General features: G+C 68.0%; 22 protein-coding genes and 1 pseudogene. 12 read left to right on the plus strand and 11 right to left on the minus strand.

The window, feature by feature from the left end:
* The 3 genes and pseudogenes from ACFXHE_RS36815 to ACFXHE_RS36825 all read left to right on the plus strand — a co-directional run.
* Positions 1 to 836: pseudogene (locus ACFXHE_RS36815) on the plus strand (DNA-directed RNA polymerase subunit beta); the annotation flags it as partial.
* 90 nt (positions 837 to 926) lie between these two features.
* Positions 927 to 4,880: a DNA-directed RNA polymerase subunit beta' gene (locus ACFXHE_RS36820; protein ID WP_379389275.1), complete on the plus strand. Its 3,954-nt coding sequence runs from the start codon at positions 927 to 929 to the stop codon at positions 4,878 to 4,880.
* Positions 4,881 to 5,048: 168 nt separating this feature from the next.
* Entirely contained in the window at positions 5,049 to 5,324 is a 276-nt protein-coding gene (locus ACFXHE_RS36825; RefSeq protein ID WP_379389276.1) for a hypothetical protein, read from the plus strand.
* Between the two features lie 83 nt (positions 5,325 to 5,407).
* Here the strand turns inward: ACFXHE_RS36825 and ACFXHE_RS36830 are convergent, their stop codons facing one another.
* Positions 5,408 to 6,103 (minus strand): hypothetical protein, encoded by a 696-nt coding sequence (locus tag ACFXHE_RS36830; RefSeq protein ID WP_379389277.1) that lies wholly within the window; start codon positions 6,101 to 6,103, stop codon positions 5,408 to 5,410.
* 129 nt (positions 6,104 to 6,232) lie between these two features.
* Positions 6,233 to 7,201 carry a DMT family transporter gene (locus ACFXHE_RS36835; protein ID WP_379389278.1) on the minus strand — a complete coding sequence of 323 codons (969 nt, stop codon included), beginning with the start codon at positions 7,199 to 7,201 and terminating at the stop codon, positions 6,233 to 6,235.
* A 39-nt stretch (positions 7,202 to 7,240) separates the two neighbouring features.
* On the opposite strand from ACFXHE_RS36835, the gene ACFXHE_RS36840 reads away from it, so the two are divergent.
* Positions 7,241 to 7,777 (plus strand): CGNR zinc finger domain-containing protein, encoded by a 537-nt coding sequence (locus ACFXHE_RS36840; protein WP_379389279.1) that lies wholly within the window; start codon positions 7,241 to 7,243, stop codon positions 7,775 to 7,777.
* 13 nt (positions 7,778 to 7,790) lie between these two features.
* Here ACFXHE_RS36840 and ACFXHE_RS36845 read toward each other — a convergent pair whose 3' ends face one another.
* Together ACFXHE_RS36845 and ACFXHE_RS36850 are read right to left on the minus strand one after the other, a co-directional pair.
* Entirely contained in the window at positions 7,791 to 8,639 is an 849-nt protein-coding gene (locus ACFXHE_RS36845; protein WP_379389280.1) for an LLM class flavin-dependent oxidoreductase, read from the minus strand.
* A gap of 162 nt (positions 8,640 to 8,801) precedes the next feature.
* Positions 8,802 to 9,494 carry a TetR/AcrR family transcriptional regulator gene (locus ACFXHE_RS36850; protein ID WP_379389281.1) on the minus strand — a complete coding sequence of 231 codons (693 nt, stop codon included), beginning with the start codon at positions 9,492 to 9,494 and terminating at the stop codon, positions 8,802 to 8,804.
* On the opposite strand from ACFXHE_RS36850, the gene ACFXHE_RS36855 reads away from it, so the two are divergent.
* The 3 genes from ACFXHE_RS36855 to ACFXHE_RS36865 all read left to right on the plus strand — a co-directional run bounded on the left by ACFXHE_RS36855 (position 9,488) and on the right by ACFXHE_RS36865 (position 11,968).
* Positions 9,488 to 9,727, plus strand: coding sequence for a hypothetical protein (locus tag ACFXHE_RS36855; protein WP_379389282.1), 240 nt, complete (start codon positions 9,488 to 9,490; stop codon positions 9,725 to 9,727). The two genes, ACFXHE_RS36850 and ACFXHE_RS36855, sit on opposite strands and share 7 nt — an antisense overlap.
* 131 nt (positions 9,728 to 9,858) lie before the next feature.
* The gene (mqo, locus tag ACFXHE_RS36860; protein ID WP_379389283.1) at positions 9,859 to 11,364 is read left to right on the plus strand and encodes a malate dehydrogenase (quinone); all 1,506 of its coding nucleotides are present in this window, start codon (positions 9,859 to 9,861) and stop codon (positions 11,362 to 11,364) included.
* A gap of 112 nt (positions 11,365 to 11,476) precedes the next feature.
* A complete protein-coding gene (locus ACFXHE_RS36865; RefSeq protein WP_379389284.1) occupies positions 11,477 to 11,968 on the plus strand; it encodes a PaaI family thioesterase in 492 nt (163 codons plus the stop codon).
* A gap of 42 nt (positions 11,969 to 12,010) precedes the next feature.
* Here ACFXHE_RS36865 and ACFXHE_RS36870 read toward each other — a convergent pair whose 3' ends face one another.
* Entirely contained in the window at positions 12,011 to 13,018 is a 1,008-nt protein-coding gene (locus ACFXHE_RS36870) for an aldo/keto reductase (protein ID WP_379389285.1), read from the minus strand.
* A gap of 165 nt (positions 13,019 to 13,183) precedes the next feature.
* Here ACFXHE_RS36870 and ACFXHE_RS36875 point away from each other — a divergent pair, with 165 nt between their 5' ends.
* Positions 13,184 to 14,023 (plus strand): helix-turn-helix transcriptional regulator, encoded by an 840-nt coding sequence (locus tag ACFXHE_RS36875; protein WP_379389286.1) that lies wholly within the window; start codon positions 13,184 to 13,186, stop codon positions 14,021 to 14,023.
* A 68-nt stretch (positions 14,024 to 14,091) separates the two neighbouring features.
* On the opposite strand, the gene ACFXHE_RS36880 is transcribed toward ACFXHE_RS36875, so the two are convergent.
* The 4 genes from ACFXHE_RS36880 to ACFXHE_RS36895 all read right to left on the minus strand — a co-directional run bounded on the left by ACFXHE_RS36880 (position 14,092) and on the right by ACFXHE_RS36895 (position 16,794).
* Positions 14,092 to 15,081: a pirin family protein gene (locus ACFXHE_RS36880; protein WP_379389287.1), complete on the minus strand. Its 990-nt coding sequence runs from the start codon at positions 15,079 to 15,081 to the stop codon at positions 14,092 to 14,094.
* 16 nt (positions 15,082 to 15,097) lie between these two features.
* Entirely contained in the window at positions 15,098 to 15,412 is a 315-nt protein-coding gene (locus ACFXHE_RS36885) for a GNAT family N-acetyltransferase (protein WP_379389288.1), read from the minus strand.
* A gap of 3 nt (positions 15,413 to 15,415) precedes the next feature.
* Positions 15,416 to 15,898 (minus strand): carboxymuconolactone decarboxylase family protein, encoded by a 483-nt coding sequence (locus tag ACFXHE_RS36890; RefSeq protein WP_379389289.1) that lies wholly within the window; start codon positions 15,896 to 15,898, stop codon positions 15,416 to 15,418.
* Positions 15,899 to 16,005: 107 nt separating this feature from the next.
* Positions 16,006 to 16,794 (minus strand): alpha/beta fold hydrolase, encoded by a 789-nt coding sequence (locus ACFXHE_RS36895; protein ID WP_379389290.1) that lies wholly within the window; start codon positions 16,792 to 16,794, stop codon positions 16,006 to 16,008.
* 45 nt (positions 16,795 to 16,839) lie between these two features.
* Between ACFXHE_RS36895 and ACFXHE_RS36900 the strand changes: the two genes are divergently transcribed.
* Positions 16,840 to 17,238, plus strand: a complete 399-nt coding sequence (locus ACFXHE_RS36900) for a MerR family transcriptional regulator (RefSeq protein ID WP_379389291.1) — start codon at positions 16,840 to 16,842, stop codon at positions 17,236 to 17,238.
* A gap of 15 nt (positions 17,239 to 17,253) precedes the next feature.
* Here ACFXHE_RS36900 and ACFXHE_RS36905 read toward each other — a convergent pair whose 3' ends face one another.
* Positions 17,254 to 17,715, minus strand: a complete 462-nt coding sequence (locus tag ACFXHE_RS36905) for a MarR family winged helix-turn-helix transcriptional regulator (RefSeq protein ID WP_379389292.1) — start codon at positions 17,713 to 17,715, stop codon at positions 17,254 to 17,256.
* A gap of 97 nt (positions 17,716 to 17,812) precedes the next feature.
* On the opposite strand from ACFXHE_RS36905, the gene ribA reads away from it, so the two are divergent.
* Positions 17,813 to 18,448: a GTP cyclohydrolase II gene (ribA, locus tag ACFXHE_RS36910; RefSeq protein WP_379389293.1), complete on the plus strand. Its 636-nt coding sequence runs from the start codon at positions 17,813 to 17,815 to the stop codon at positions 18,446 to 18,448.
* 106 nt (positions 18,449 to 18,554) lie between these two features.
* A complete protein-coding gene (locus tag ACFXHE_RS36915; RefSeq protein ID WP_379389294.1) occupies positions 18,555 to 19,358 on the plus strand; it encodes a dioxygenase in 804 nt (267 codons plus the stop codon).
* A 17-nt stretch (positions 19,359 to 19,375) separates the two neighbouring features.
* On the opposite strand, the gene ACFXHE_RS36920 is transcribed toward ACFXHE_RS36915, so the two are convergent.
* Positions 19,376 to 19,891: a MerR family transcriptional regulator gene (locus ACFXHE_RS36920; protein ID WP_379389295.1), complete on the minus strand. Its 516-nt coding sequence runs from the start codon at positions 19,889 to 19,891 to the stop codon at positions 19,376 to 19,378.
* A gap of 150 nt (positions 19,892 to 20,041) precedes the next feature.
* Between ACFXHE_RS36920 and ACFXHE_RS36925 the strand changes: the two genes are divergently transcribed.
* Positions 20,042 to 20,245 (plus strand): hypothetical protein, encoded by a 204-nt coding sequence (locus tag ACFXHE_RS36925; protein WP_354836509.1) that lies wholly within the window; start codon positions 20,042 to 20,044, stop codon positions 20,243 to 20,245.
* Positions 20,246 to 20,262: the final 17 nt, after the last annotated feature.

Raw genomic sequence — 20,262 nt, forward strand, 5'->3', positions numbered from 1 at the left:
TCCCGCAGGAGGACATGCCGTTCCTGCCCGACGGCACGCCGGTCGACATCATCCTGAACACCCACGGTGTGCCGCGTCGTATGAACATCGGCCAGGTGCTGGAGACCCATCTGGGTTACATCGCCAAGACCGGTTGGCAGGTCGACGGTTCCCCGGACTGGGCGAAGAACCTGCCCGAGGAAATGATCGGCCAGCCCGCCGACACGAACATCGCCACCCCGGTGTTCGACGGTGCGCGTGAGGAAGAGCTGACCGGCCTGCTCGGTTCGACGCTGCCGAACCGCGACGGCGAGAAGATGATCAACGACGACGGTAAGGCCATCCTGCTGGACGGCCGCTCCGGCGAGCCGTTCCCGTACCCGGTCTCGGTCGGCTACATGTACATCCTGAAGCTGCACCACCTGGTCGACGACAAGATCCACGCGCGTTCGACCGGTCCGTACTCGATGATCACGCAGCAGCCGCTGGGTGGTAAGGCGCAGTTCGGTGGTCAGCGCTTCGGTGAAATGGAATGTTGGGCCATGCAGGCGTACGGCGCGGCCTACACCCTGCAGGAACTCCTCACCATCAAGTCGGACGACGTTGTCGGCCGCGTGAAGGTGTACGAGGCGATCGTCAAGGGCGAGAACATTCCGGAGCCGGGTATCCCGGAGTCGTTCAAGGTTCTGCTCAAGGAGCTCCAGTCGCTGTGCCTGAACGTGGAGGTGCTGTCCTCGGACGGCGCCGCCATCGAGATGCGCGACGGCGACGACGAGGACCTGGAGCGCGCCGCGGCGAACCTGGGTATCAACCTGTCCCGCAACGAGGCTGCGACGGTCGACGACCTGGCGCAGTGAGCGAACGGTCCTGGAGCGTCGAGAGGCGCTCCAGGGCAACGGATTTGAACTTTTGCTCATTCTCAACCCGAACAGGGGAAAGGAAGTTACGTGCTAGACGTCAACTTCTTCGATGAACTCCGGATCGGCCTGGCGACCGCCGAAGACATTCGCAACTGGTCTTTCGGTGAGGTCAAGAAGCCGGAGACCATCAACTACCGCACGCTGAAGCCGGAGAAGGACGGCCTCTTCTGCGAGAAGATCTTCGGTCCCACCCGGGACTGGGAGTGCTACTGCGGTAAGTACAAGCGTGTCCGCTTCAAGGGCATCATCTGTGAGCGCTGTGGTGTCGAGGTGACTCGTGCCAAGGTGCGTCGTGAGCGCATGGGCCACATCGAGCTGGCCGCCCCGGTCACCCACATCTGGTACTTCAAGGGTGTGCCGTCGCGCCTGGGCTACCTGCTCGACCTCGCGCCGAAGGATCTGGAAAAGATCATCTACTTCGCCGCGTACGTGATCACCTCGGTCGACGACGAGCTGCGCCACAACGAGCTGTCCACGCTCGAGGCGGAGATGGAGGTCGAGAAGAAGTCGGTCGCCGATCAGCGCGACGCCGACCTCGAGGCCCGCGCCCAGAAGCTGGAGGCCGACCTGGCCGAGCTGGAGGCCGAGGGCGCCAAGTCCGACGTCCGCCGCAAGGTCAAGGACGGCGGCGAGCGCGAGATGCGTCAGCTGCGCGACCGCTCCCAGCGTGAGCTGGACCGGCTCGACGAGATCTGGACCACCTTCACCAAGCTGGCCAAGAAGCAGCTGATCATCGACGAGGTGATCTACCGCGAGCTGCAGGACCGCTACGGCGAGTACTTCACCGGTGCCATGGGTGCCGAGGCGATCCAGAAGCTCATGGAGACCTTCGACATCGCCGCCGAGGCCGAGAACCTGCGCGAGACCATTCGCACGGGCAAGGGCCAGAAGAAGCTGCGCGCGCTGAAGCGTCTGAAGGTCGTGGCCGCGTTCCAGACCAACGGCAACTCGCCGATGGGCATGGTCCTCGACGCCGTGCCGGTGATCCCGCCGGAGCTGCGCCCGATGGTGCAGCTGGACGGTGGCCGCTTCGCGACCTCCGACCTGAACGACCTGTACCGCCGCGTCATCAACCGCAACAACCGGCTGAAGCGACTGATCGATCTGGGCGCGCCCGAGATCATCGTCAACAACGAGAAGCGCATGCTTCAGGAGTCGGTGGACGCGCTGTTCGACAACGGCCGTCGTGGCCGTCCGGTCACCGGTCCGGGTAACCGCCCGCTGAAGTCGCTGAGCGATCTGCTCAAGGGCAAGCAGGGTCGTTTCCGTCAGAACCTGCTGGGTAAGCGTGTCGACTACTCCGGCCGTTCGGTCATCGTCGTCGGTCCGCAGCTGAAGCTGCACCAGTGTGGTCTGCCCAAGCTGATGGCGCTCGAGCTGTTCAAGCCGTTCGTCATGAAGCGTCTGGTCGACCTGAACCACGCGCAGAACATCAAGTCCGCCAAGCGGATGGTCGAGCGTCAGCGTCCCCAGGTGTGGGATGTCCTCGAAGAGGTCATCTCCGAGCACCCGGTGCTGCTGAACCGTGCGCCCACCCTGCACCGCCTGGGTATCCAGGCCTTCGAGCCGCTGCTGGTCGAAGGTAAGGCCATCCAGCTGCACCCGCTGGTGTGTGAGGCGTTCAACGCCGACTTCGACGGTGACCAGATGGCCGTGCACCTGCCGCTGTCGGCGGAGGCGCAGGCCGAGGCCCGCATCCTGATGCTGTCCTCGAACAACATCCTGTCGCCGGCGTCGGGTCGTCCGCTCGCCATGCCGCGTCTGGACATGGTGACCGGTCTCTACTACCTGACTCGCCTGGAAGAGGGCGCGAAGGGTGAGTACCGCGCGGCCACCAAGGACGAGGCCGAGTTCGGCGTCTACTCCTCGCCCGCCGAGGCGCAGATGGCCGTCGACCGCGGTGAGCTGACCGTGCGTTCGCTGATCAAGATTCGCCTGACCGAGCAGCGTCCGCCGAAGGACGTCGAGGCCGAGCTGTTCCCGGACGGCTGGCGGCGGGGCGACGCGTGGATCACCAAGACCACGCTGGGCCGCGTCATCTTCAACGACCTGCTCCCGGCGGACTACGCGTTCATCGATGAGCCGATGCCGAAGAAGCGTCAGGCGGCGATCATCAACGATCTCGCCGAGCGCTACCCGATGATCGTCGTGGCGCAGACCGTCGACAAGCTGAAGGACTCCGGCTTCTACTGGGCCACCCGCTCCGGTGTCACCGTCTCCATGTCGGACGTGCTCGTTCCGCCGGAGAAGGCGGAGATCATGGAGCGCTACGAGGCGCAGTCGGATCAGATCGAGAAGAAGTACCAGCGTGGTGCGCTCGATCACCAGGAGCGCAACAACGCCCTGGTCAAGATCTGGCAGGAAGCGACCGAAGAGGTCGGTAAGGCGCTGCGCGCGCACTACCCGGCCGACAACCCGATCATCACGATCGTCGACTCGGGCGCAACCGGTAACTTCACCCAGACTCGTACCCTCGCCGGTATGAAGGGTCTGGTTACCAACCCGAAGGGTGAGTTCATCCCGCGGCCGATCAAGTCCTCCTTCCGTGAGGGCCTGACGGTTCTGGAGTACTTCATCAACACCCACGGTGCGCGAAAGGGTCTGGCCGACACCGCGCTTCGTACCGCCGACTCGGGTTACCTGACCCGTCGTCTGGTGGACGTGTCGCAGGACGTCATCGTGCGCGAGACCGACTGTGGCACCGAGCGCGGCATCGTGGTGCCGATCGCGGAGAGGCAGGCCGACGGCTCGCTCATCCGGGACGCCCACGTGGAGACCAGCACCTACGCTCGTACGCTGGCCACCGACGCGGTGGACGCGAACGGCAATGTCGTCGTCGAGAAGGGCCACGACCTGGGCGACCCCGCCCTGGAGGCGCTGCTCGAGGCCGGCATCACCGAGGTGAAGGTCCGCTCCGTGCTGACCTGCACCACCGGCACCGGCGTGTGTGCCACCTGCTACGGCCGCTCGATGGCGACCGGCAAGCTGGTGGACATCGGTGAGGCCGTCGGTATCGTCGCCGCCCAGTCCATCGGTGAGCCCGGTACCCAGCTGACCATGCGTACCTTCCACCAGGGTGGTGTCGCGGGTGACGACATCACGGGTGGTCTGCCCCGAGTGCAGGAGCTCTTCGAGGCTCGTGTGCCCAAGGGCAAGGCCCCCATTGCCGAGGTGTCGGGTCGCGTGCGGCTCGAGGACGACGACCGCTTCTACAAGATCACGATCATCCCGGACGACGGGTCGGACGAGGTCCTGTACGACAAGCTGTCGAAGCGTCAGCGTCTGCGGGTGTTCAAGCACGAGGACGGCTCCGAGCGTCTCCTGGCCGACGGTGACCACGTCGAGGTCGGTCAGCAGCTGCTCGAGGGCTCGGCCGATCCGCACGAGGTGCTGCGCGTGATGGGTCCGCGTCAGGTGCAGGTCCACCTGGTCCACGAGGTCCAGGAGGTGTACCGCTCGCAGGGTGTGTCCATCCACGACAAGCACATCGAGGTGATCGTCCGCCAGATGCTGCGCCGCGTCACCATCATCGATTCGGGTGCGACCGAGTTCCTCCCGGGTTCGCTGGTGGAGCGCGCCGAGTTCGAGTCCGCCAACCGCCGCGTGGTCGCGGAGGGTGGCGAGCCCGCCTCGGGTCGCCCGGTGCTGATGGGTATCACCAAGGCGTCGCTCGCGACCGATTCGTGGCTGTCGGCGGCCTCCTTCCAGGAGACCACCCGCGTGCTCACGGACGCCGCGATCAACTGCCGCTCCGACAAGCTGATCGGCCTGAAGGAGAACGTGATCATCGGTAAGCTGATCCCGGCCGGTACCGGCATCAACCGGTACCGCAACATCCAGGTTCAGCCCACCGAGGAGGCCCGCCAGGCCGCGTACGCTGTCCCGTCCTACGACGACAGCTACTACAGCCCGGACGGCTTCGGCACCTCCACCGGTGCCGCGGTCCCGCTGGACGACTACGGCTTCAGCGACTACCGCTGAGCCTGGTAGGCAGTCAATGGAATTCGGCCCCCGCTCCCATCGGAGCGGGGGCCGAACTCTTTTCACGTCCGGGTGCGTATCGCGGGTTTATGCTGGTTGCGGCGATTTGGCCCGTCCCCGGTGGAGGACCGGCAGCGCCGGCCAGAGCGTGCGGCGGGAGGCGGATCTGTGGGGTGCTCCGGTCCGCTGCTGCCCGGCATCGTGGCGGGGCATTTCAGCGCCGAATTGCCGTTCAACAGTCTCGACGCACCGTCCATGGGTCAATTCGCCTGGGCCGACGGCAGTTTCAGCACGGTGATCGCTCAGCCCAATGCGTTGTGGACGATCACCGACGGTCCCGGCAGCGGGCACATCTTCCGGTTCAACCTCGCCGGTGAGATGAACGTGTGGTCGTACCACTGGGACAACAGCATGCCCGTGGACTCGATGATCTTCCTCGAGTGAATCGGGAATGCTCGAGTGAATCGGGAATGCGAACGGCCCGCGCTCTGACGAGGAGCGCGGGCCGAATTGTGCTGCGCGGCGGGTCAGTTCGCCGGTTGGGGAGCGGCGGGGAGGGCGGCGAAGACCGGGCGGAAGAGGTTGCCGGTGCCGGGGGCGAGGGTGTCGACGTAGCTGAGGGCCGCGTCGGTGGCCTGCTGGCCGCCGGACATCTGGAGGCCGATGGCGCCGCCGACCACGCCGCCGACCACGGCGAGCAGGGGAGCGGTGATGAAGTCGAGGACGAACAGGCCGACGGGGAAGCCCGCGATGAAGCCGATGGTGGCACCGATGGCCGCGCCGGTGGCTACGGCGGGGAGGTTGGCCTGGACGACGTCGAAGAAGTGCTGCTGGGCGTCGACCTCACGGACCGGGGTGTCCGATTCCGCGATGGGGGTGAGGGTGAGCCGGCGGTTGTCCTGATCGATCGTCGGGGTGAATTCGGCTGTCCTGCCGTCGATGTCGTACTTCAGGGGGACCGTGGAGACCAGGACGCCGTCGTCGTTGGTCACGATGACGGCGTCGCCGTCCCAGGTGGCGAGGAAGTGCCCGGCCTGCAGGGTGCTGACGGCGGCGCGATGGTCGGCGGTGAGGGCCACGTCATAGCCGATGTTGTGATCGGTGCCCTTGATCTGCAGGGCGGGTTGCTCCGGAGCCTGCGCCGGTTCGGCGGTTGCGGTGCCCGCGACCGTGGTCGCGGTCAGGCAAAGCAGGGCGGGCGCAATGTATTTGGTTATACCCATCGTGGCTTTCCTCGAGTTGCGGACTGGTTCCCCGACATTTGCGACAAACTACCGTTATCAACTCGAGATGTGAAGGGTTGTGGCGCACAAGGGCAATCGATAAATCGAATCGGCAGGTCAGCGCCGGTGTCAGGAGTGCGGCGTGATGCTCGCGAGTGGGTCGTCCGCGGGCTCGCCCAGCCGGACCACCACCACGCCGATGAGAATCAATGCGCCACCGAGCAATTGGATCGGCGCGGGCGCCTGACCGAGCAGCGCCCAGGAGAACAGAATGGCGGCCAGTACCTCGCCGAGCGCCGCGAAGGACGCCAGCCGGGAGCCGAGCAGCCGGGTGGCGGCAATGCCGGTCACGTACGAGACGGCGGCGGTGATCACGCCGAGCGCGAGCAGCGGCGCCCACCAGTCCACCGTGAAGCCCTGGAACGCTACGGACGCCGTGGTGGCGTGCAGCGGCACGATGCCGATCAGCCCGGCCGCCAGAATGCCGAGCCCGCCGACCAGCAGTCCGCCGGTGGCCAGCACGGTGCCGGGGACCTGATCCCCGGCGTGCGCGGACAGGATGAAATACGCTGCCGCGCCGACCATCGCGCCCAGCGCCCAGGTGATGCCGACCCAGCTGGTGGCCGTCCCGGAGTTCAGGTCGAGCACCAGGATCAAGCCGGTCACACCGATGATCGCGCCGAGAACGGTTGCGCGCCCGGGTTTCTGGCTGTGCCGCAGCCACAGCCACACCACCACCGCGATGGGTGCGGTGTATTCGATGAGCAGTGCCACCGCGACATCCATGTGTGCGACGGCATTGAAATAGGCCAGCTGCGCGGTGGCCACGGCCAGCAGGCCGTAGCCCACGAGCAGGGCGGCATTGCGGCGCAGCAGGTTCCAGTCGCCGCGCAGCTGCCGCGCGGCCACGGGCAGCAGCACCAGCGCGCCGAGCAGTACGCGCACGATGACCACGGCGGCCGGACTCCAGCCGGCGTCGATGAGCCCGCGGGCCAGCGGGCCGGAGAGCCCGAACGCGGACGCCGACAGCGCGGCGCAGAGCAGTCCGGAACGCAGCCGGTGCGACACCGCCGCCCTGTCATGAGTCAAAGTCGCCATGACAAATGACGCTAGGTGGCCCGGGTGTAATCTGTCAAAGTGATTTTCGCTGATGACACGGTGGCGGCCATGGCGGCGGCGGTGGAACTGGTGAACTCGGCCGAGGACCCGGACACCCTGACCGAGATCGCCCAGCTGGACGAGTTTTTCGTCAAGCACGGCTACACCGGCGTCCATGCCCGCACCCGGGCGGAGCTGACGGCCGTCCGCGCCCAGCGCGCCCCGCTGCGCCGTCTGCTCACCGCCGACCGCGACACCGCGGTCGACCTGGTGAACGCCATCCTGGCCGAGCATCGCGCGGTGCCGCGGCTGGTCCGCCACGACGGCCTCGACTACCACATCCACGCGGTGGCGCCCGAGGCTCCGCTGGATGTCCGCATGGCCGTCGAGACCGCCATGGCCATGATCGACCTGATCCGCGCCGACGAGCTGTCCCGGCTCGCCATCTGCGCCGACGAGACCTGCGCGGGCATCGTGCTGGACCTGTCCCGCAACCGTTCCCGCCGCTACTGCTCCACGGCTTGCACCAACCGCAATGCGGTCGCGGCCTACCGGGCTCGCAAGATGGTCGGCTGAGCCCGCGGGACCGTCAGCTGATCACGTCGGCGAGCCGATCCACCTGATCGGCGTCGCGGCCGTAGCAGTACAGCATCACCTCGTCCGCTCCGAGATCGCCGAATTGCCGGATGGCGTCGCGGATTTCGCCGGGCGTGGTCAGCATGCCGTCGACCATGAAGTCGGCGCGGCCGGAGAATTCGTAGTACGCGCCCATGGACGCGCGGGCGTCGTCGAGCACGGCGTCCGGGCCGAGCGCGACATTGACCTGGGCCACGATGCGGGGCGCGCCGGCGCGGCCGTGGTCGTGCCAGGAACGGCGGACGGTGTCGAAGAGCCCGCCCGCCCAGGAGGGCGCGGCGGCCGCGAGGAAGCCGCCGCCCCAGCGGCCGACGCGTTCCAGCGCGGCGGGCTGGAAGCCGCCGAAGAGCAGTTCCGGGCCGGGGAGCGAGCTCGGTGCCGGACCGATGGGCCCGCAGGTGGAACTGAAGGGTTTGCCCGCCCAGAGGTCGCGCATGAGGCCGATCTGCTGATCGAGGCGGCGGCCGCGAGTGTGCAGGTCGGTGCCGGAGGCCTCGTGGTCGTCGGCGCGCCCGCCCACACCGAGGCCGAGCACGAAGCGCCCGCCGGACAGCACATCCAGGGTGGCGGCCTGTTTGGCGAGCAGTGCGGGATCGCGCAGGGGCGCGATGAGAACCTCGGTCTGCAGCTTGACGCGGCTGGTCGCGCCGGCGAGCACGCCGAGGGTGACCAGCGGTTCGGGATTGTCGTAGACCAGCCGATCGAGCAGGCCGAGGGTGGAGAAGGGGCCGGCGTCGACGCGGCGCGCCCAGTCGAGCAGGGCGAGGGGATCGGAAATGGGGAGTCCGAGACCGATATGCATGGGATGACCTCCATGGAGAGATGAGTGGGCACAACTGCACTGCCGCCCACTCCGCGCCTCTCCGGAGGCGGATGCTCTCATTCTGCGGCACAACTTCTGGAGAGCATCTCTTGGATTGTGGCCAATATAGGGCGTTTTCCCGTGACCGCGCAACAACCGCCCTCAGCCGAGGGCGCCGGTGAGCCGATCGCGCAGACCGTCCAGCAGCGCGGTGAGGCCGAAGGCGAAGCTGCTCTCGGGGGCCGCGTTGTAATCATTCGCGGTGGTGGGGTTTTCGAGGCGGCGGCGCAGTCGCGGGTAGTGGCCGGCGATCTCGGTTGCTTCGGACATGGCCTGTGCCAGTTGGGTTTCGGCGTCCTCGCCCTTGCGGCTGAGACGCCGGTTCAGGGACACGTCGGCGGCGTGCCCGACGGCATTGCCGAGGACGAACATGAACAGGGTGGCCGCGGCCCGGTCGGCCCCGGCGTCGTCGAAACCCGCTTTCTCGAAGGCGGCCAGTATGCGGTCGTCGTAGCGGGACTTGTTGGGGCCGTAGTGCAGATAGCCGGCCTGGGCCTGCGCGATCCAGGGATGCCGGGTGATCATCGCGTACATCCCGTCCGCGAGCGCTTCGGCGGCGGTGCGCCAGTCGAGGTCCTCGAGGTCGGGTAGTTCGATTTCACCCCAGATCTCGTCGGTGGCCAGCCGGACCAGGTTGTCCTTGTTCTTCACGTGCCAGTACATGGCCGTCGCGGCGGAGTCGAGGCGTTTGCCGAGGCTGCGCATGTTCAGCCCGTCCAGCCCCTCCTCGTCGAGGAGTTCGATATCTGGCCGGATTCGATTGGCTGCGCCCCGTGAACTGGGTGGTGATGGCACTGTTGTTCCTCGGCAATTCGGTGATCGTCTACAGCAATCTGACCGCGGTGCAATCGGTTCGGGCCGCCTTCGGCCGCACGAACGATCCGGAATTGGCTCGCATCGACGTCCCGGTCCTCCTCGCGGTGGCCGAGTCCGGCTTTCCGGCGTGGACCTGGACGCTCCAGACGGTGCGCAATACGGTCGTTTTTGCCGGTGCGCTGCTCGGGCTGGCCGTTCTCGCCCTCGCGTGAATCGGGATTGCTCCGGGTGCGCGGGGCGGGGTTCGGCGATAGTGTTGCTGCGCCGCCCTGGCGGGCCGGTGGATGGTGCTAGCGTGCCCGTACGCTGTACGAGTTCAATCGGGGTTTTCCAGGTAATGACGATGAGAACACAACTGCCGCTGCGGCCCTACGATGTCGTGCTGATCGGCGGCGGCATCATGAGCGCGACGCTCGCGATGCTGATCAAGCATCTGGAACCCAGCTGGACCATCGGCGTGTACGAGCGATTGCCCGAGGTGGGCTCCGAAGCGTCGGCGGCCTGGAACAATTCGGGCACCGGCCATGCCGGACTGTGCGAACTCGATTACACCACCGAGAATCCCGACGGCAGTATCGATATCGAGCCGGCGCTCGAGCTCAATGAGCAGTTCCAGCTCACCCGGCAGCTGTGGGCGTCGCTGGTGGAATCCGGGGTGCTGCGCAAGCCGGAGACCTTCATCAATCCGGTTCCGCACCTGACGCTGGCGCGCGGGCAGCGGGAAGTGGATTTCCTGCGCCGTCGCCACGAAACCATGTCCGCGCACCACCTTTTCGCGAATATGCGATTCAGCGAAGACCCGGAGGTCATTGCCGACTGGGCTCCGCTGATCACCCGGGGCCGTGACGCCTCCGAGCCGATCGCCGCGACCCGCGATATCACCGGCAGCGATGTGGATTTCGGCGAGCTGACCGGCCAGCTGTTCCATTGGCTGCGCTGGCAGGATGTCGAGATTCACCGCAATTGCGAGGTGCGCGGGCTGCGCCGCAACAATGACGGCACCTGGCAGTTGCGGGTGGACTGGCGCACCGACAACGACCGCCTCACGCGAAAGGTGGACGCTCGCTTCGTCTTCGCGGGCGCGGGCGGGTGGGCGCTGAAAATCCTGCAGCGGGCCGGTGTTCCGGAAGTGCACGGTTACAGCCTGCTGCCGGTCAGTGGTCGATTCCTGCGCTGCGACAATCCCGCCGTGGTGGCCGAGCACGACGGGAAGGTCTACGGCAGCGCGCCCTCGGGTGCGCCGTCGATTGCCATGCCGCACCTGGATACCCGGGTGGTGAACGGCGATCGCGCGCTGCTGTTCGGTCCGTACGCGGGGGCGAATCCTCGTTTCCTGAAACGGGGTTCGCTCTTCGACGCCGCGGGGTCGGTGCGGCCGGGCAATGCGGGTCCGATCGCGGCCATGCTGAAGTCGAATCCCGAGCTGATGCGGCTGCTGGTGGCGCAGCTGGCCTCGACCCGGAAGAAGAGGCTCGCCGCGCTGCGGGAGTTCGTCCCCGAGGCGCGCGCCGAGGACTGGACCCTGGTCACCGCGGGTCAGCGCGCCCAGCTGGTGAAGCCGGATCCGGAGCAGGGCGGGGTGCTGGAGTTCGGGACGGAAGTCGTTGCCGCGCAGGATGGTTCGATCGCCGCGGTGCTGGGCGCGACGCCGGGTGCGTCGACCGCCCCGGTGATCCTGCTCGAGGTGCTGGAGCGCTGCTTCCCGCGCTACTCCCGGCTCTGGGAGCCGCGGTTGCGCGAGCTGATGCCGACACTGGGGCAGAGCCTGGCCAAGGATCCGCGGCTGGCGCGTCAGACCATGGCCCGGACCGCGGAGGCGCTGGGTCTGGCCGGCCGGGTGGTGGGCTGATCCGGCGGGAAGCTGCCGTGGATCCGTGGCAGGAAGCTGCCGTGGACAAAGCCGCGCCCGGCCCGGTATGAAATTGGAACAGGTTTCAATTTCTGGCCGGGCAGGAGAGGCGATGGACAGCGCTACCAAGGACGAGGCGAACGCCGCCATGGGTGAGATGGTGATGGCGGGCTTCCAGAAGCTCGGCTTCATCCAGTTCACCGGTATCGAGGGCGTGCACTACGCCCCGGGCCGCAATGTGGTCCGCATGGCCGCGCGCCCCGAGCACTTCAACCACAATGGCGATATCCACGCCGCCCTGCTGTTCGGCCTGGCCGAGACGGCCGCCATGGGCGCGTCCATCTCCGGCATCGTGGACCTGCTCGGCGACACCTTCATCGTCGCCCGCGACGGCCGCATCGAATACCTGGCCCGCGCCAAGGGTGAGGCGGGCCCGTTCAGCGCCACCGCCGAGCTGACGCCGGAGATCATCGCGGAGACCCGCGCGAACATCGAATCCCGCACCGAGATCGAGCTCGAGGTGCCGGTGACGATCGCCGACGTCACCGGCAAACCCGTGGCCCGCGCCGCCTTCACCGCGGTGATCCGGCCGCGCCGGAAGTGATTCCGGCCGCGCCGGAAGTGATTCCGGCTCCAGCGAGGTGACTCAGCGCTCGCTGTCGAGCATGGCCATCTGCGCGGGCGCGTAGCGGCCGCCCGCCACCTGGTCGGCGGGCACGGCCGCCTCGATGGTGGCCAGCTCGGCCTCGGACAGCCGAATATCCACCGCCGCAACGGCTTCCGCCCAGCGCTCAGGACGCCGCGCGCCGATCAGCGGCACGATGTCCGTGCCCCGCGACAGCACCCAGGCGATGGCCAGCTGGGCCACGCTCGCCTGGTGTTCGGCCGCGATCTTCGCCAGCGCGTCGACCAGACGCAGGTTGGCGTCGAGGTTCTCGCCCTGGAAACGCGGGCTGTGCGCCCGGAAATCGGAGGGTGCGAACTGCTGCCCGGGCCGCAGCGAATTGCTGAGCAGGCCGCGGGAGAGCACCCCGTACGCGGTGATGCCGATGCCGAGTTCCCGTGCGACGGGCAGGATTTCGGCCTCGATGCCGCGCGAGACCAGGGAGTATTCGATCTGCAGGTCCACGATCGGGTGCACGGCCGCCGCGCGGCGCAGCGTCTCCGCGCCCACCTCGGACAGGCCGATGTGGCGGATGTAGCCGGCCTGCACCAGCTCCGCCAGGCCGCCGATGGTCTCCTCGATCGGAATGTTCGGGTCCAGCCGGGCGGGCCGGTAGATGTCGACGTAGTCGGTGCCCAGCCGCTGCAGGGAGTAGGCGAGGAAGTTCTTGGTGGCCGCGGGCCGGGTGTCGACGCCGCCGAAGCTGTTGTCGGGTCCGCGCAGCGCGCCGTACTTCACGCTGAGCAGGATGTCCTCGCGCTTGCGGTCGGCCAGCGCCTGCCGGATGAGCAGTTCGTTGTGGCCCATGCCGTAGAAGTCGCCGGTGTCGATGAGGTTCGCGCCCGAGTCGAGGGCGGCGTGCACGGTGGCGATCGAGACGGCGTCGTCGGCCGTGCCGTACATGCCGGACATACCCATGGCCCCGAGGGCCAGGCGGGAGACGGCGGGCCCGGTCTTGCCGAGCTGAACGGTGCTGAGGTTCGTGGTCATGCCGATAACACTGCGCCTCCGCGGCGGGGTCCGGGAGAGGAGCGTTCATCCAGGGATCGCCGATCCCTGGTTACCGCCGGTGGGCGGCTGGGGCGGAATTCCCGCGGCGCAGACTGGGATCGCCGGTACCTGGCTAGCGAGCCGGGGACGGGGGACAGTGGTGAGGTGGATCGAACCGAGCTGGCCGACTTCCTGCGCCGCCGCCGTGAGCAGCTGCAACCCGCCACCGTCGGGTTGCCGCCGGGCGCGCGCCGCCGCACCCCCGGCCTGCGCCGCGACGAGGTCGCCATGCTCGCGGGCATGTCGACCGACTACTACACCCGGCTGGAGCAGGCGCGCGGCCCGCGCCCGTCCGTGCAGGTGCTGGCGTCGCTGGCGCGGGCACTGCGGCTGACCGACAGCGAGCGCGACCACGTCTACCACCTGTCCGGCCACCAGGCCCCCGCGCGCGGCGGCGACAGCCACGTGGGACCGGGCCTGCTGCACCTGCTCTCGAAGCTGGACGACACCCCGGCCGTGGTCATCTCGGACCTGGGTGAGGTGCTGGTGCAGAACCGCATGCACACCCTGCTGTCCGGGGACTACTCGCAGCGGCGTGGGCTGGAACGATGCATCCCGTGGCGCTGGTTCACCGAACCGGGCTCCCGCGCCATCTTCCCGCCGGAGGACTGGGAAGCCATGAGCCACAAGCATGTCGCCGATCTGCGCGCGGTTTCCGCCCGTCGCGCGGGCGACGCCGACGTGACCGAGCTGGTGGCCCGGTTGCGGGCCGCCAGCCCGGAGTTCGAGCGGCTGTGGAACGAGCACGAGGTGGGTACCGGAACCGGCCACATCAAGCGCATGGTGCACCCGGAAGTCGGTGTGCTGGAGCTGATCTGCGAACCGCTGCTCACCCCCAGCGCCACCCGGCACGTGCTGATCTACTACCCCGCGCCCGGCACCGACACCCAGCAGAAGCTGGATCTGTTGCGGGTCATCGGAACTCAGTCGATGACCAGCCGCTGACTGCCGGCCGCAACGAAATCGGCCCCGAACCAGTGCGGTTCGGGGCCGACCTTGTTACTCGTGCCTTGTTACTCGTGCGGCACGCCGCAGCGGCGCTTGCGCGGCTTCAGATGCAGCCCCGGCAGCGGCGGCGCCGGGATCCGCTGGTCCGGCGTGTGCCCGGCGATATCGGCGAAGCGGCCGACATCGTGCTTCTCCCAGTCGTTGCGGGCCTGTTCGATCTCCTCGTGGCTGCGGGCCACGAAGTTCCACCACATGACCAGATCCTCGCCGAACGGTTCACCGCCGAGCAGCAGCAGATGCGCGCCGCCCGCGGAGTCGTGCAGCCGGAGGGACTCGCGGTCGCTGCCCAGGTAGAACAGGCTGCCGGGCGCGACGTCGGTGTCGTCGACGCGGAGCCCGCCCGCGATCACCAGCACCGCGTGCTCGAAGTCAGGATTCAGCGGCAGTGTCACCGCCGCTCCCGCCTCGAGGCGCAGATCGGCGCCGACGATCGGGGTGTAGGCCCGCGCCGGGGAGGTGACCCCGCCGAGCGACCCCATCAGGACGACGCCGTGCAGCCCCGGCAGCGTGAACTCGGGCAGGTCCCGATGCTGCTCGAAATGCGGTGCGATATCCCGGGATTCGTCGGGCAGTGCCACCCACAGCTGGAGCCCGTGACCCGAGATATGGCCCGGCACTCGATATTCCGAGTGCGCGATGCCGCGTCCGGAGGTCATGAGGTTCAGCTGCCCGGGCGCGATCTCCACATCCGACCCCACACTGTCGCGGTGGCGGATCCGCCCGTCCAGCGGCCACGTGACCGTTTGCAATCCGATATGCGGATGCGGGTCGATGTCGTGCCCCTCCGGGTTGGCGGGCGAGCCGCCGTCGAAATGGTCCAGGAAGCACCATGCGCCGACCGTCGGCAGGTCACGCTGCGGCAGCGACCGGAAGACGGTCACCCCGCGCACGCCACCCAGCGGCACCTCGCGGGCCGGGAAGAACTCGGCGCGCGGCCCGGGCCGCCCGGACGATTCGCACAGCGCCTCTTCCGGCCGTGGCTCCAGATCACTCATGCCCGCTCCTCCCTGCTCACCTCTTGATGCCCTTGCCCGCCACGTATTCGTCGTATTCCGGGTGCTTGTCCAACCAGCCCTTGATGAACGGGCAGCGTGCCACGATGACGCGGCCGCGGGCGATCACATCCTTGATCGCCTCCTGCGCGAGCAGATTCGCCAGGCCCTTGCCGCTGAATTCCTGATCCACCTCGGTATGAATGAAGGTGGTGTCGTTGTCGTCGCGCTCGCGGTACTCGCTGAACCCGGCGAGCGAATTCCCGTACCACACCTCGTACCGGTGTTGCGCGTCGTTACGAACGACTGCGGCCGTCACGGCCTGTTCGCTCATTGTTCAGTTCTCCTTCCGCACCCGCACCGGATGTCTGCTCATAATCGACACGCGATTGAACGCGCCGATAGTGGTCGCAGCCCAGATGAGAACGGACATCTGGTCATCCGACAAATGTTGCCGCGCAGCAGCATACTCACGCTGCATGGTCTCCTCATCCGGCAATGAAGTGACCGTCTCGGCCACCGAGAGCGCGGCTTGCTGCAGTTCCGTGAACAGGTACGGACTGCGGTGCCAGGCGGTCAGGACATCCAATTGCTGCTGGGTGACACCGGCTTCGCGGGCGTACCGGGAATGCAGGTCCAGGCAGAACGGGCAACCGGTGAGCTGGGAGACGCGGACATTCACCAATTCCATGACCGCGCGGTCCAGATCGGCGGCCGCGGCGGCGTTCCGCACGGCGAACGCGACGCTGTTGAGTTCGCGGAAGACCTCGGGCGTCTGCTTGTCGATCCACACCCGGTCGTGAGTTACAGGCGACTGCATAGTGGCTGCATCGTAAGCCGAGAATGTGAACCGTGCCTTCTGGTCTGAAAATTGGTGTTTCAGACCGAGGTCCTCCGGGTGAACTCACCGGGGTCTTCCGCGTGAACTCAGCGTGCCGCGGCCGCCCGCTGCCGGGCGAAGAAGTCGAGCACGGCCGCGTGCCAGGCATCGGGCTGCTCCACCATGACGACATGCCCGCCCGGAAGCTCGGTGTACTCGGCCTCCGGAATCCCGGCGGCCTGTTCGCGGGCGTTGGCCGGATCGCAGAGCAGGTCGCCGGCGAGCCCGATGACCAGCGTCGGCACCGCCACCTGCGGCAGGTCGGCGCGCACGTCCGTGTGCTCGATCAGCGCCGCCTGCGCGGCCGTGCCGCCCGGGATGTTCGCGGCGGTCTGCGCCAGGATCTCCGAAAGCTGCTCTTCGGGAAGGGCATTCACGAAGTCCGCGCTGAACCCGGCGAGCAGGGCGAACCGCGCGAAGGATTCGCGGTCCCCGGCGGCCAGGGCGCGCTGCCACAGTTGGATGTTCAGCCGCGACCGATTGTCGGGCCGGGCGAAGCCGCCGGTGAGCACCAGCCCGCGCACCCGCTCCGGATGCCGCACAGCCGCCCGGATCGCCACCGCGGTGCCAAGAGAAAAGGCGACGATCGAAAAGGTCTCGGCCCCGCGAGCCACTGCCTCGGCGACCAGGGCATCGGCGAGGGAGTCCAGGGTGAGCGGAGTGTCGTCGGCCGGGTAATCGGACCCGATGACCAGGTGATCGGTGGCGAGCAGGGGAATCAGGCCGCCGAAGTTGGCGTCGATGCCGCCGCCTCCGCCGTGGGCCAGCACGATGGCGGGGCCGGAACCGGAGACCTGGGTGGTGAGGACCGGGCTTTCGGGAGAAATGTTCGTCATGGCGGCGACGTTAGGGATTCACATGGGTGTGAAGGTCAACGCGATGTGCGGGAGGTCACAGTGCTGATCGGCGAACTGTCCCGGGCCACCGGGGTGCCCGCCCGGCTGCTGCGCTACTACGAGGAGCAGGGACTGCTTGTCCCGCACCGGGATTCGAACGGCTACCGCAGCTACCCCGCCACCGCCCCGGATCGGGTCGCCCGCATCCGCGAACTCCTCGACGCCGGACTGCCCACCCGCGATATCCGGGAACTGCTGCCCTGCGCCACCGAATCCGGCTTTCAGCACTGCGATCACTCCCGGCAGGTGGTGAGCGACGGCCTGGATCGCCTCGACGACCAGATCGCCGAGCTGACCCAGCGCCGCATGCTGCTGGCCCGGCAACGGGACGCGGTCCTGGCCGCGCCCTACGACCCGAATCCCGGTGTGGCCGAGGCGTTCTGAGCGGACTCGGAACGGTTACGCGGTTTCTTCCCGGAGGCGGCGGTTGACCTCGGTGAAACCCGCTGCCACAGCGGCCAATTGCTCCGGAGTGAAGGCGTCGACGAAGAATTCGCGCACCGTCTCGACGTGGCCCGGGGCGGCCTGTTCGAGGCGCTCGCGTCCGGCGTCGGTGAGGCGGGCGTAGACCGCGCGCAGATCGGTGCGGCAGTTGCGGCGCGTCACCAGGCCCGCCTTCTCCAGTTGGTCGACCTGGTAGGTGAGCTTGCTCTTGGAGTTGAGCAGGGTCGAGGCCAGTTCGGTCATGCGCAGTTCGCCGTCGGGGGCGGCGGCGAGGCGGACCAGGATCTCGTATTGCAGGTGGGAGAGTCCGGAGTCCCGCTCGAGCTGTCTGCCGAGCCGGCGTTCCAGCAGGCTGGAGGCGCTCAGGAAGGCCAGCCAGGCCGCCCGTTCCTCCTCGTTCAGCCAGTGTGGACTCATCTGCCCAGGTTACAGCCGGTTGTTCGGGTTGGAATAACCTCTCGCCGCCTGCGGTTCAAATTTGAACGAACCGGTCCCTGGCCTCAGGAGAACTCTCATGAGCAGCACCTTCGTCGGCGCAAGCGTCCGCACTCGCGTGCGGATTCCGCTGACCTTCGCCGACGGCTACTCGACGACCGCACAGGCGGTCACCTTCGACGGCCTCGCCGACGGCCGCGAGCACGTCGCCCTCGTCCTCGGTGAACCCGACCTCGGTCCGGACGGGCCGGCCACGCCGCTGGTGCGGCTGCACTCCGAATGCCTCACCGGCGATGTCTTCGGCTCGGCCCGCTGCGACTGCGGACCGCAGCTGCGCGAGGCCGTCGAGCTCATCACCGGCACCGGCGGCATCCTGCTCTACCTGCGTCAGGAGGGCCGCGACATCGGCCTCTACAACAAGCTCGACGCCTACGCCCTGCAGGACTCGGGCCTGGACACCTACCAGGCCAATACCGAACTCGGCTTCGACGAGGACGCCCGCGACTACACCGCGGCCGCCCAGATGCTGGCCGCCCTCGGCGTCGGCGAACTCGACCTGCTCACCAACAACCCCGACAAGGTCCGCCAGCTGACCGCGCTCGGCGTGACGGTGCGCGACACCGTCCCCACCGGCGTCCACGCCACCCCCGACAACCTGCGCTACCTGCGCGCCAAGGCCGAGCACACCGGGCACACCATCCGGCTCGTCGGCTGAGCCGACAGTCGAGTTCCGTGGCTGAGCCGACCATCGAGTTCCGTGGCTGAGCCGACCATCGAGTTCCGTGGCCGAGCCGATTTCGAAATCCGCGAGAGGAAATCCCATGTCCCAGGCCGTGACTCACGAGCGGACGGACCGCATGCCGGTGCTCTACCTGAGCCACGGCGCACCGCCCCTGGCCGACGACCCGATCTGGCCCGGCCAGCTCGCCGCCTGGTCGGCCGAACTGCCCAGGCCCACCGCCATTCTGGTGGTCTCCGCACACTGGGAGGACGCGCCCGTCACCCTCGGCGCGACCACCACCGTGCCGCTGCTCTACGACTTCTGGGGCTTCCCCGAGCGCTACTACCGGGTCCGCTACGCCGCCCCCGGCGCTCCCGACCTGGCCGCGAAAGTCCGTGCGCTGCTGGGCCGTCCGGGGCAGCCGGTGCACGAGGCGCCGACCCGCGGCCTCGACCACGGCGCGTACGTGCCGCTCGTCGAGATGTACCCCGATGCCGACATCCCGGTCCTGCAGCTGTCCCTGCCGACCCTCGACCCGGTCGGCCTCTACGACCTGGGCCGCCATCTCGCCCCACTGCGCGACGAGGGCGTCCTCATCCTCGGCAGCGGCTTCTTCACGCACAACCTGCGCGAGGCGAACTTCTCCATGCCGGCCGACTTCGCGCCCGGCTGGTCCCGGGAATTCGACCACTGGGGTGACGAGGCACTGGCCGCCGGTGACATCGACGCCCTGCTGGACTTCGAGCACACCGCCCCCGACGCCCGCCGCGCCCACCCGCGCACCGAGCATTTCGCGCCGCTGTTCGTCACCCTCGGCGCGGGCGCGGACGAACTGGCCACGCAGCACACCGCCATCGACGGCTTCTGGTACGGAATGGCCAAGCGCTCCATCCGGATCGGCTGATCCGGCGGAGCCGGCGCTCAGTTCCGCCGGCGGGCAACGCCGTTCGACTCGACCCGGGCAGCGTCGTTCGACTCGACCCGGGCAGCGTCGTTCGGCCCGGCCGGCGGATCACACGCCTGTCCGCCGCCGTAGAGCTCGATCTTGTAGTCGAGGACCACCAGGGTGGACTGGAGTTCCTCGATCTGGGCGAGCACTTCGGCGCGGGTCCGCCGGAACATCTCGAGCCGCTCCGGATAGGTGTGCTCCCCGGCCCGCACCAGCTCCGCGTACTTGACCATGTCGGCCACCGACATGCCCGTGCGCCGCAGCTTCCCGATGAACGCCAGCCAGTCCATATCCCGGTCGCTGAACCGGCGCTGGCCGGAGTGGTCGCGGCCTACGTAGTCCATCAGGCCGATGCGCTCGTACCAGCGCAGCGTGTCCCGGGTCAGGCCGCACCGATCGGAGACCTCGCCGATCGAATACCGCGGCCGTTCGTGCTCCACGATGTCCTGCGGTGCCGGATTGCGCTGTTGTACCGGTGCTGCGCTCATCGGTCTCGCCCCTTCCTGCCGAACCATCCACGACGCTAGTGGCTTGGAGTGCACTCCAAGCAAGCCTACGGACGTGCGACGTCGAGGGCGTGGGTGCGCGAAGTTTCGATGTGCGGCTCGACCGGCCCGTTTCGCGCCTACCCTGGGGTCATGGCTGGAAAAGACGTGGATCGGATCAGGGCCCGCTCGGCCCTGGAGACGGCCAAGGAACAACCGGTGATCACGGCCATTGCCGCGCTGCCCGTGGTGGCGGTGCTGGGCGTGGTGTGGTGGCTGCTCGGCTTCTGGCCGGCGTTGCTGCTCCTGCTGATCTTCGGTGGTGTCGTGGTGTGGAAGGGCAAGCTACTCGGCTGAGCCCGGCCCTGCCGAGG

Origin of the sequence: Nocardia sp. NPDC059229 (assembly GCF_042754165.1) — a bacterium.
Lineage (GTDB): Bacteria > Actinomycetota > Actinomycetes > Mycobacteriales > Mycobacteriaceae > Nocardia.

Bases quoted from the DNA above. Each gene is read 5' to 3' on its own strand.
- mqo (WP_379389283.1), top strand. From the start codon at position 9,859: ATGAGAACACAACTGCCGCTGCGGCCCTACGATGTCGTGCTGATCGGC.
- ACFXHE_RS36915 (WP_379389294.1), top strand. From the start codon at position 18,555: ATGTCCCAGGCCGTGACTCACGAGCGGACGGACCGCATGCCGGTGCTC.
- ACFXHE_RS36895 (WP_379389290.1), bottom strand. From the start codon at position 16,794: ATGACGAACATTTCTCCCGAAAGCCCGGTCCTCACCACCCAGGTCTCC.
- ACFXHE_RS36885 (WP_379389288.1), bottom strand. From the start codon at position 15,412: ATGAGCGAACAGGCCGTGACGGCCGCAGTCGTTCGTAACGACGCGCAA.
- ACFXHE_RS36905 (WP_379389292.1), bottom strand. From the start codon at position 17,715: ATGAGTCCACACTGGCTGAACGAGGAGGAACGGGCGGCCTGGCTGGCC.
- ACFXHE_RS36865 (WP_379389284.1), top strand. From the start codon at position 11,477: ATGGACAGCGCTACCAAGGACGAGGCGAACGCCGCCATGGGTGAGATG.
- ACFXHE_RS36890 (WP_379389289.1), bottom strand. From the start codon at position 15,898: ATGCAGTCGCCTGTAACTCACGACCGGGTGTGGATCGACAAGCAGACG.
- ACFXHE_RS36830 (WP_379389277.1), bottom strand. From the start codon at position 6,103: ATGGGTATAACCAAATACATTGCGCCCGCCCTGCTTTGCCTGACCGCG.
- ACFXHE_RS36880 (WP_379389287.1), bottom strand. From the start codon at position 15,081: ATGAGTGATCTGGAGCCACGGCCGGAAGAGGCGCTGTGCGAATCGTCC.
- ACFXHE_RS36845 (WP_379389280.1), bottom strand. From the start codon at position 8,639: ATGCATATCGGTCTCGGACTCCCCATTTCCGATCCCCTCGCCCTGCTC.
- ACFXHE_RS36925 (WP_354836509.1), top strand. From the start codon at position 20,042: ATGGCTGGAAAAGACGTGGATCGGATCAGGGCCCGCTCGGCCCTGGAG.
- ribA (WP_379389293.1), top strand. From the start codon at position 17,813: ATGAGCAGCACCTTCGTCGGCGCAAGCGTCCGCACTCGCGTGCGGATT.
- ACFXHE_RS36870 (WP_379389285.1), bottom strand. From the start codon at position 13,018: ATGACCACGAACCTCAGCACCGTTCAGCTCGGCAAGACCGGGCCCGCC.
- ACFXHE_RS36855 (WP_379389282.1), top strand. From the start codon at position 9,488: ATGGCACTGTTGTTCCTCGGCAATTCGGTGATCGTCTACAGCAATCTG.
- ACFXHE_RS36835 (WP_379389278.1), bottom strand. From the start codon at position 7,201: ATGGCGACTTTGACTCATGACAGGGCGGCGGTGTCGCACCGGCTGCGT.
- ACFXHE_RS36920 (WP_379389295.1), bottom strand. From the start codon at position 19,891: ATGAGCGCAGCACCGGTACAACAGCGCAATCCGGCACCGCAGGACATC.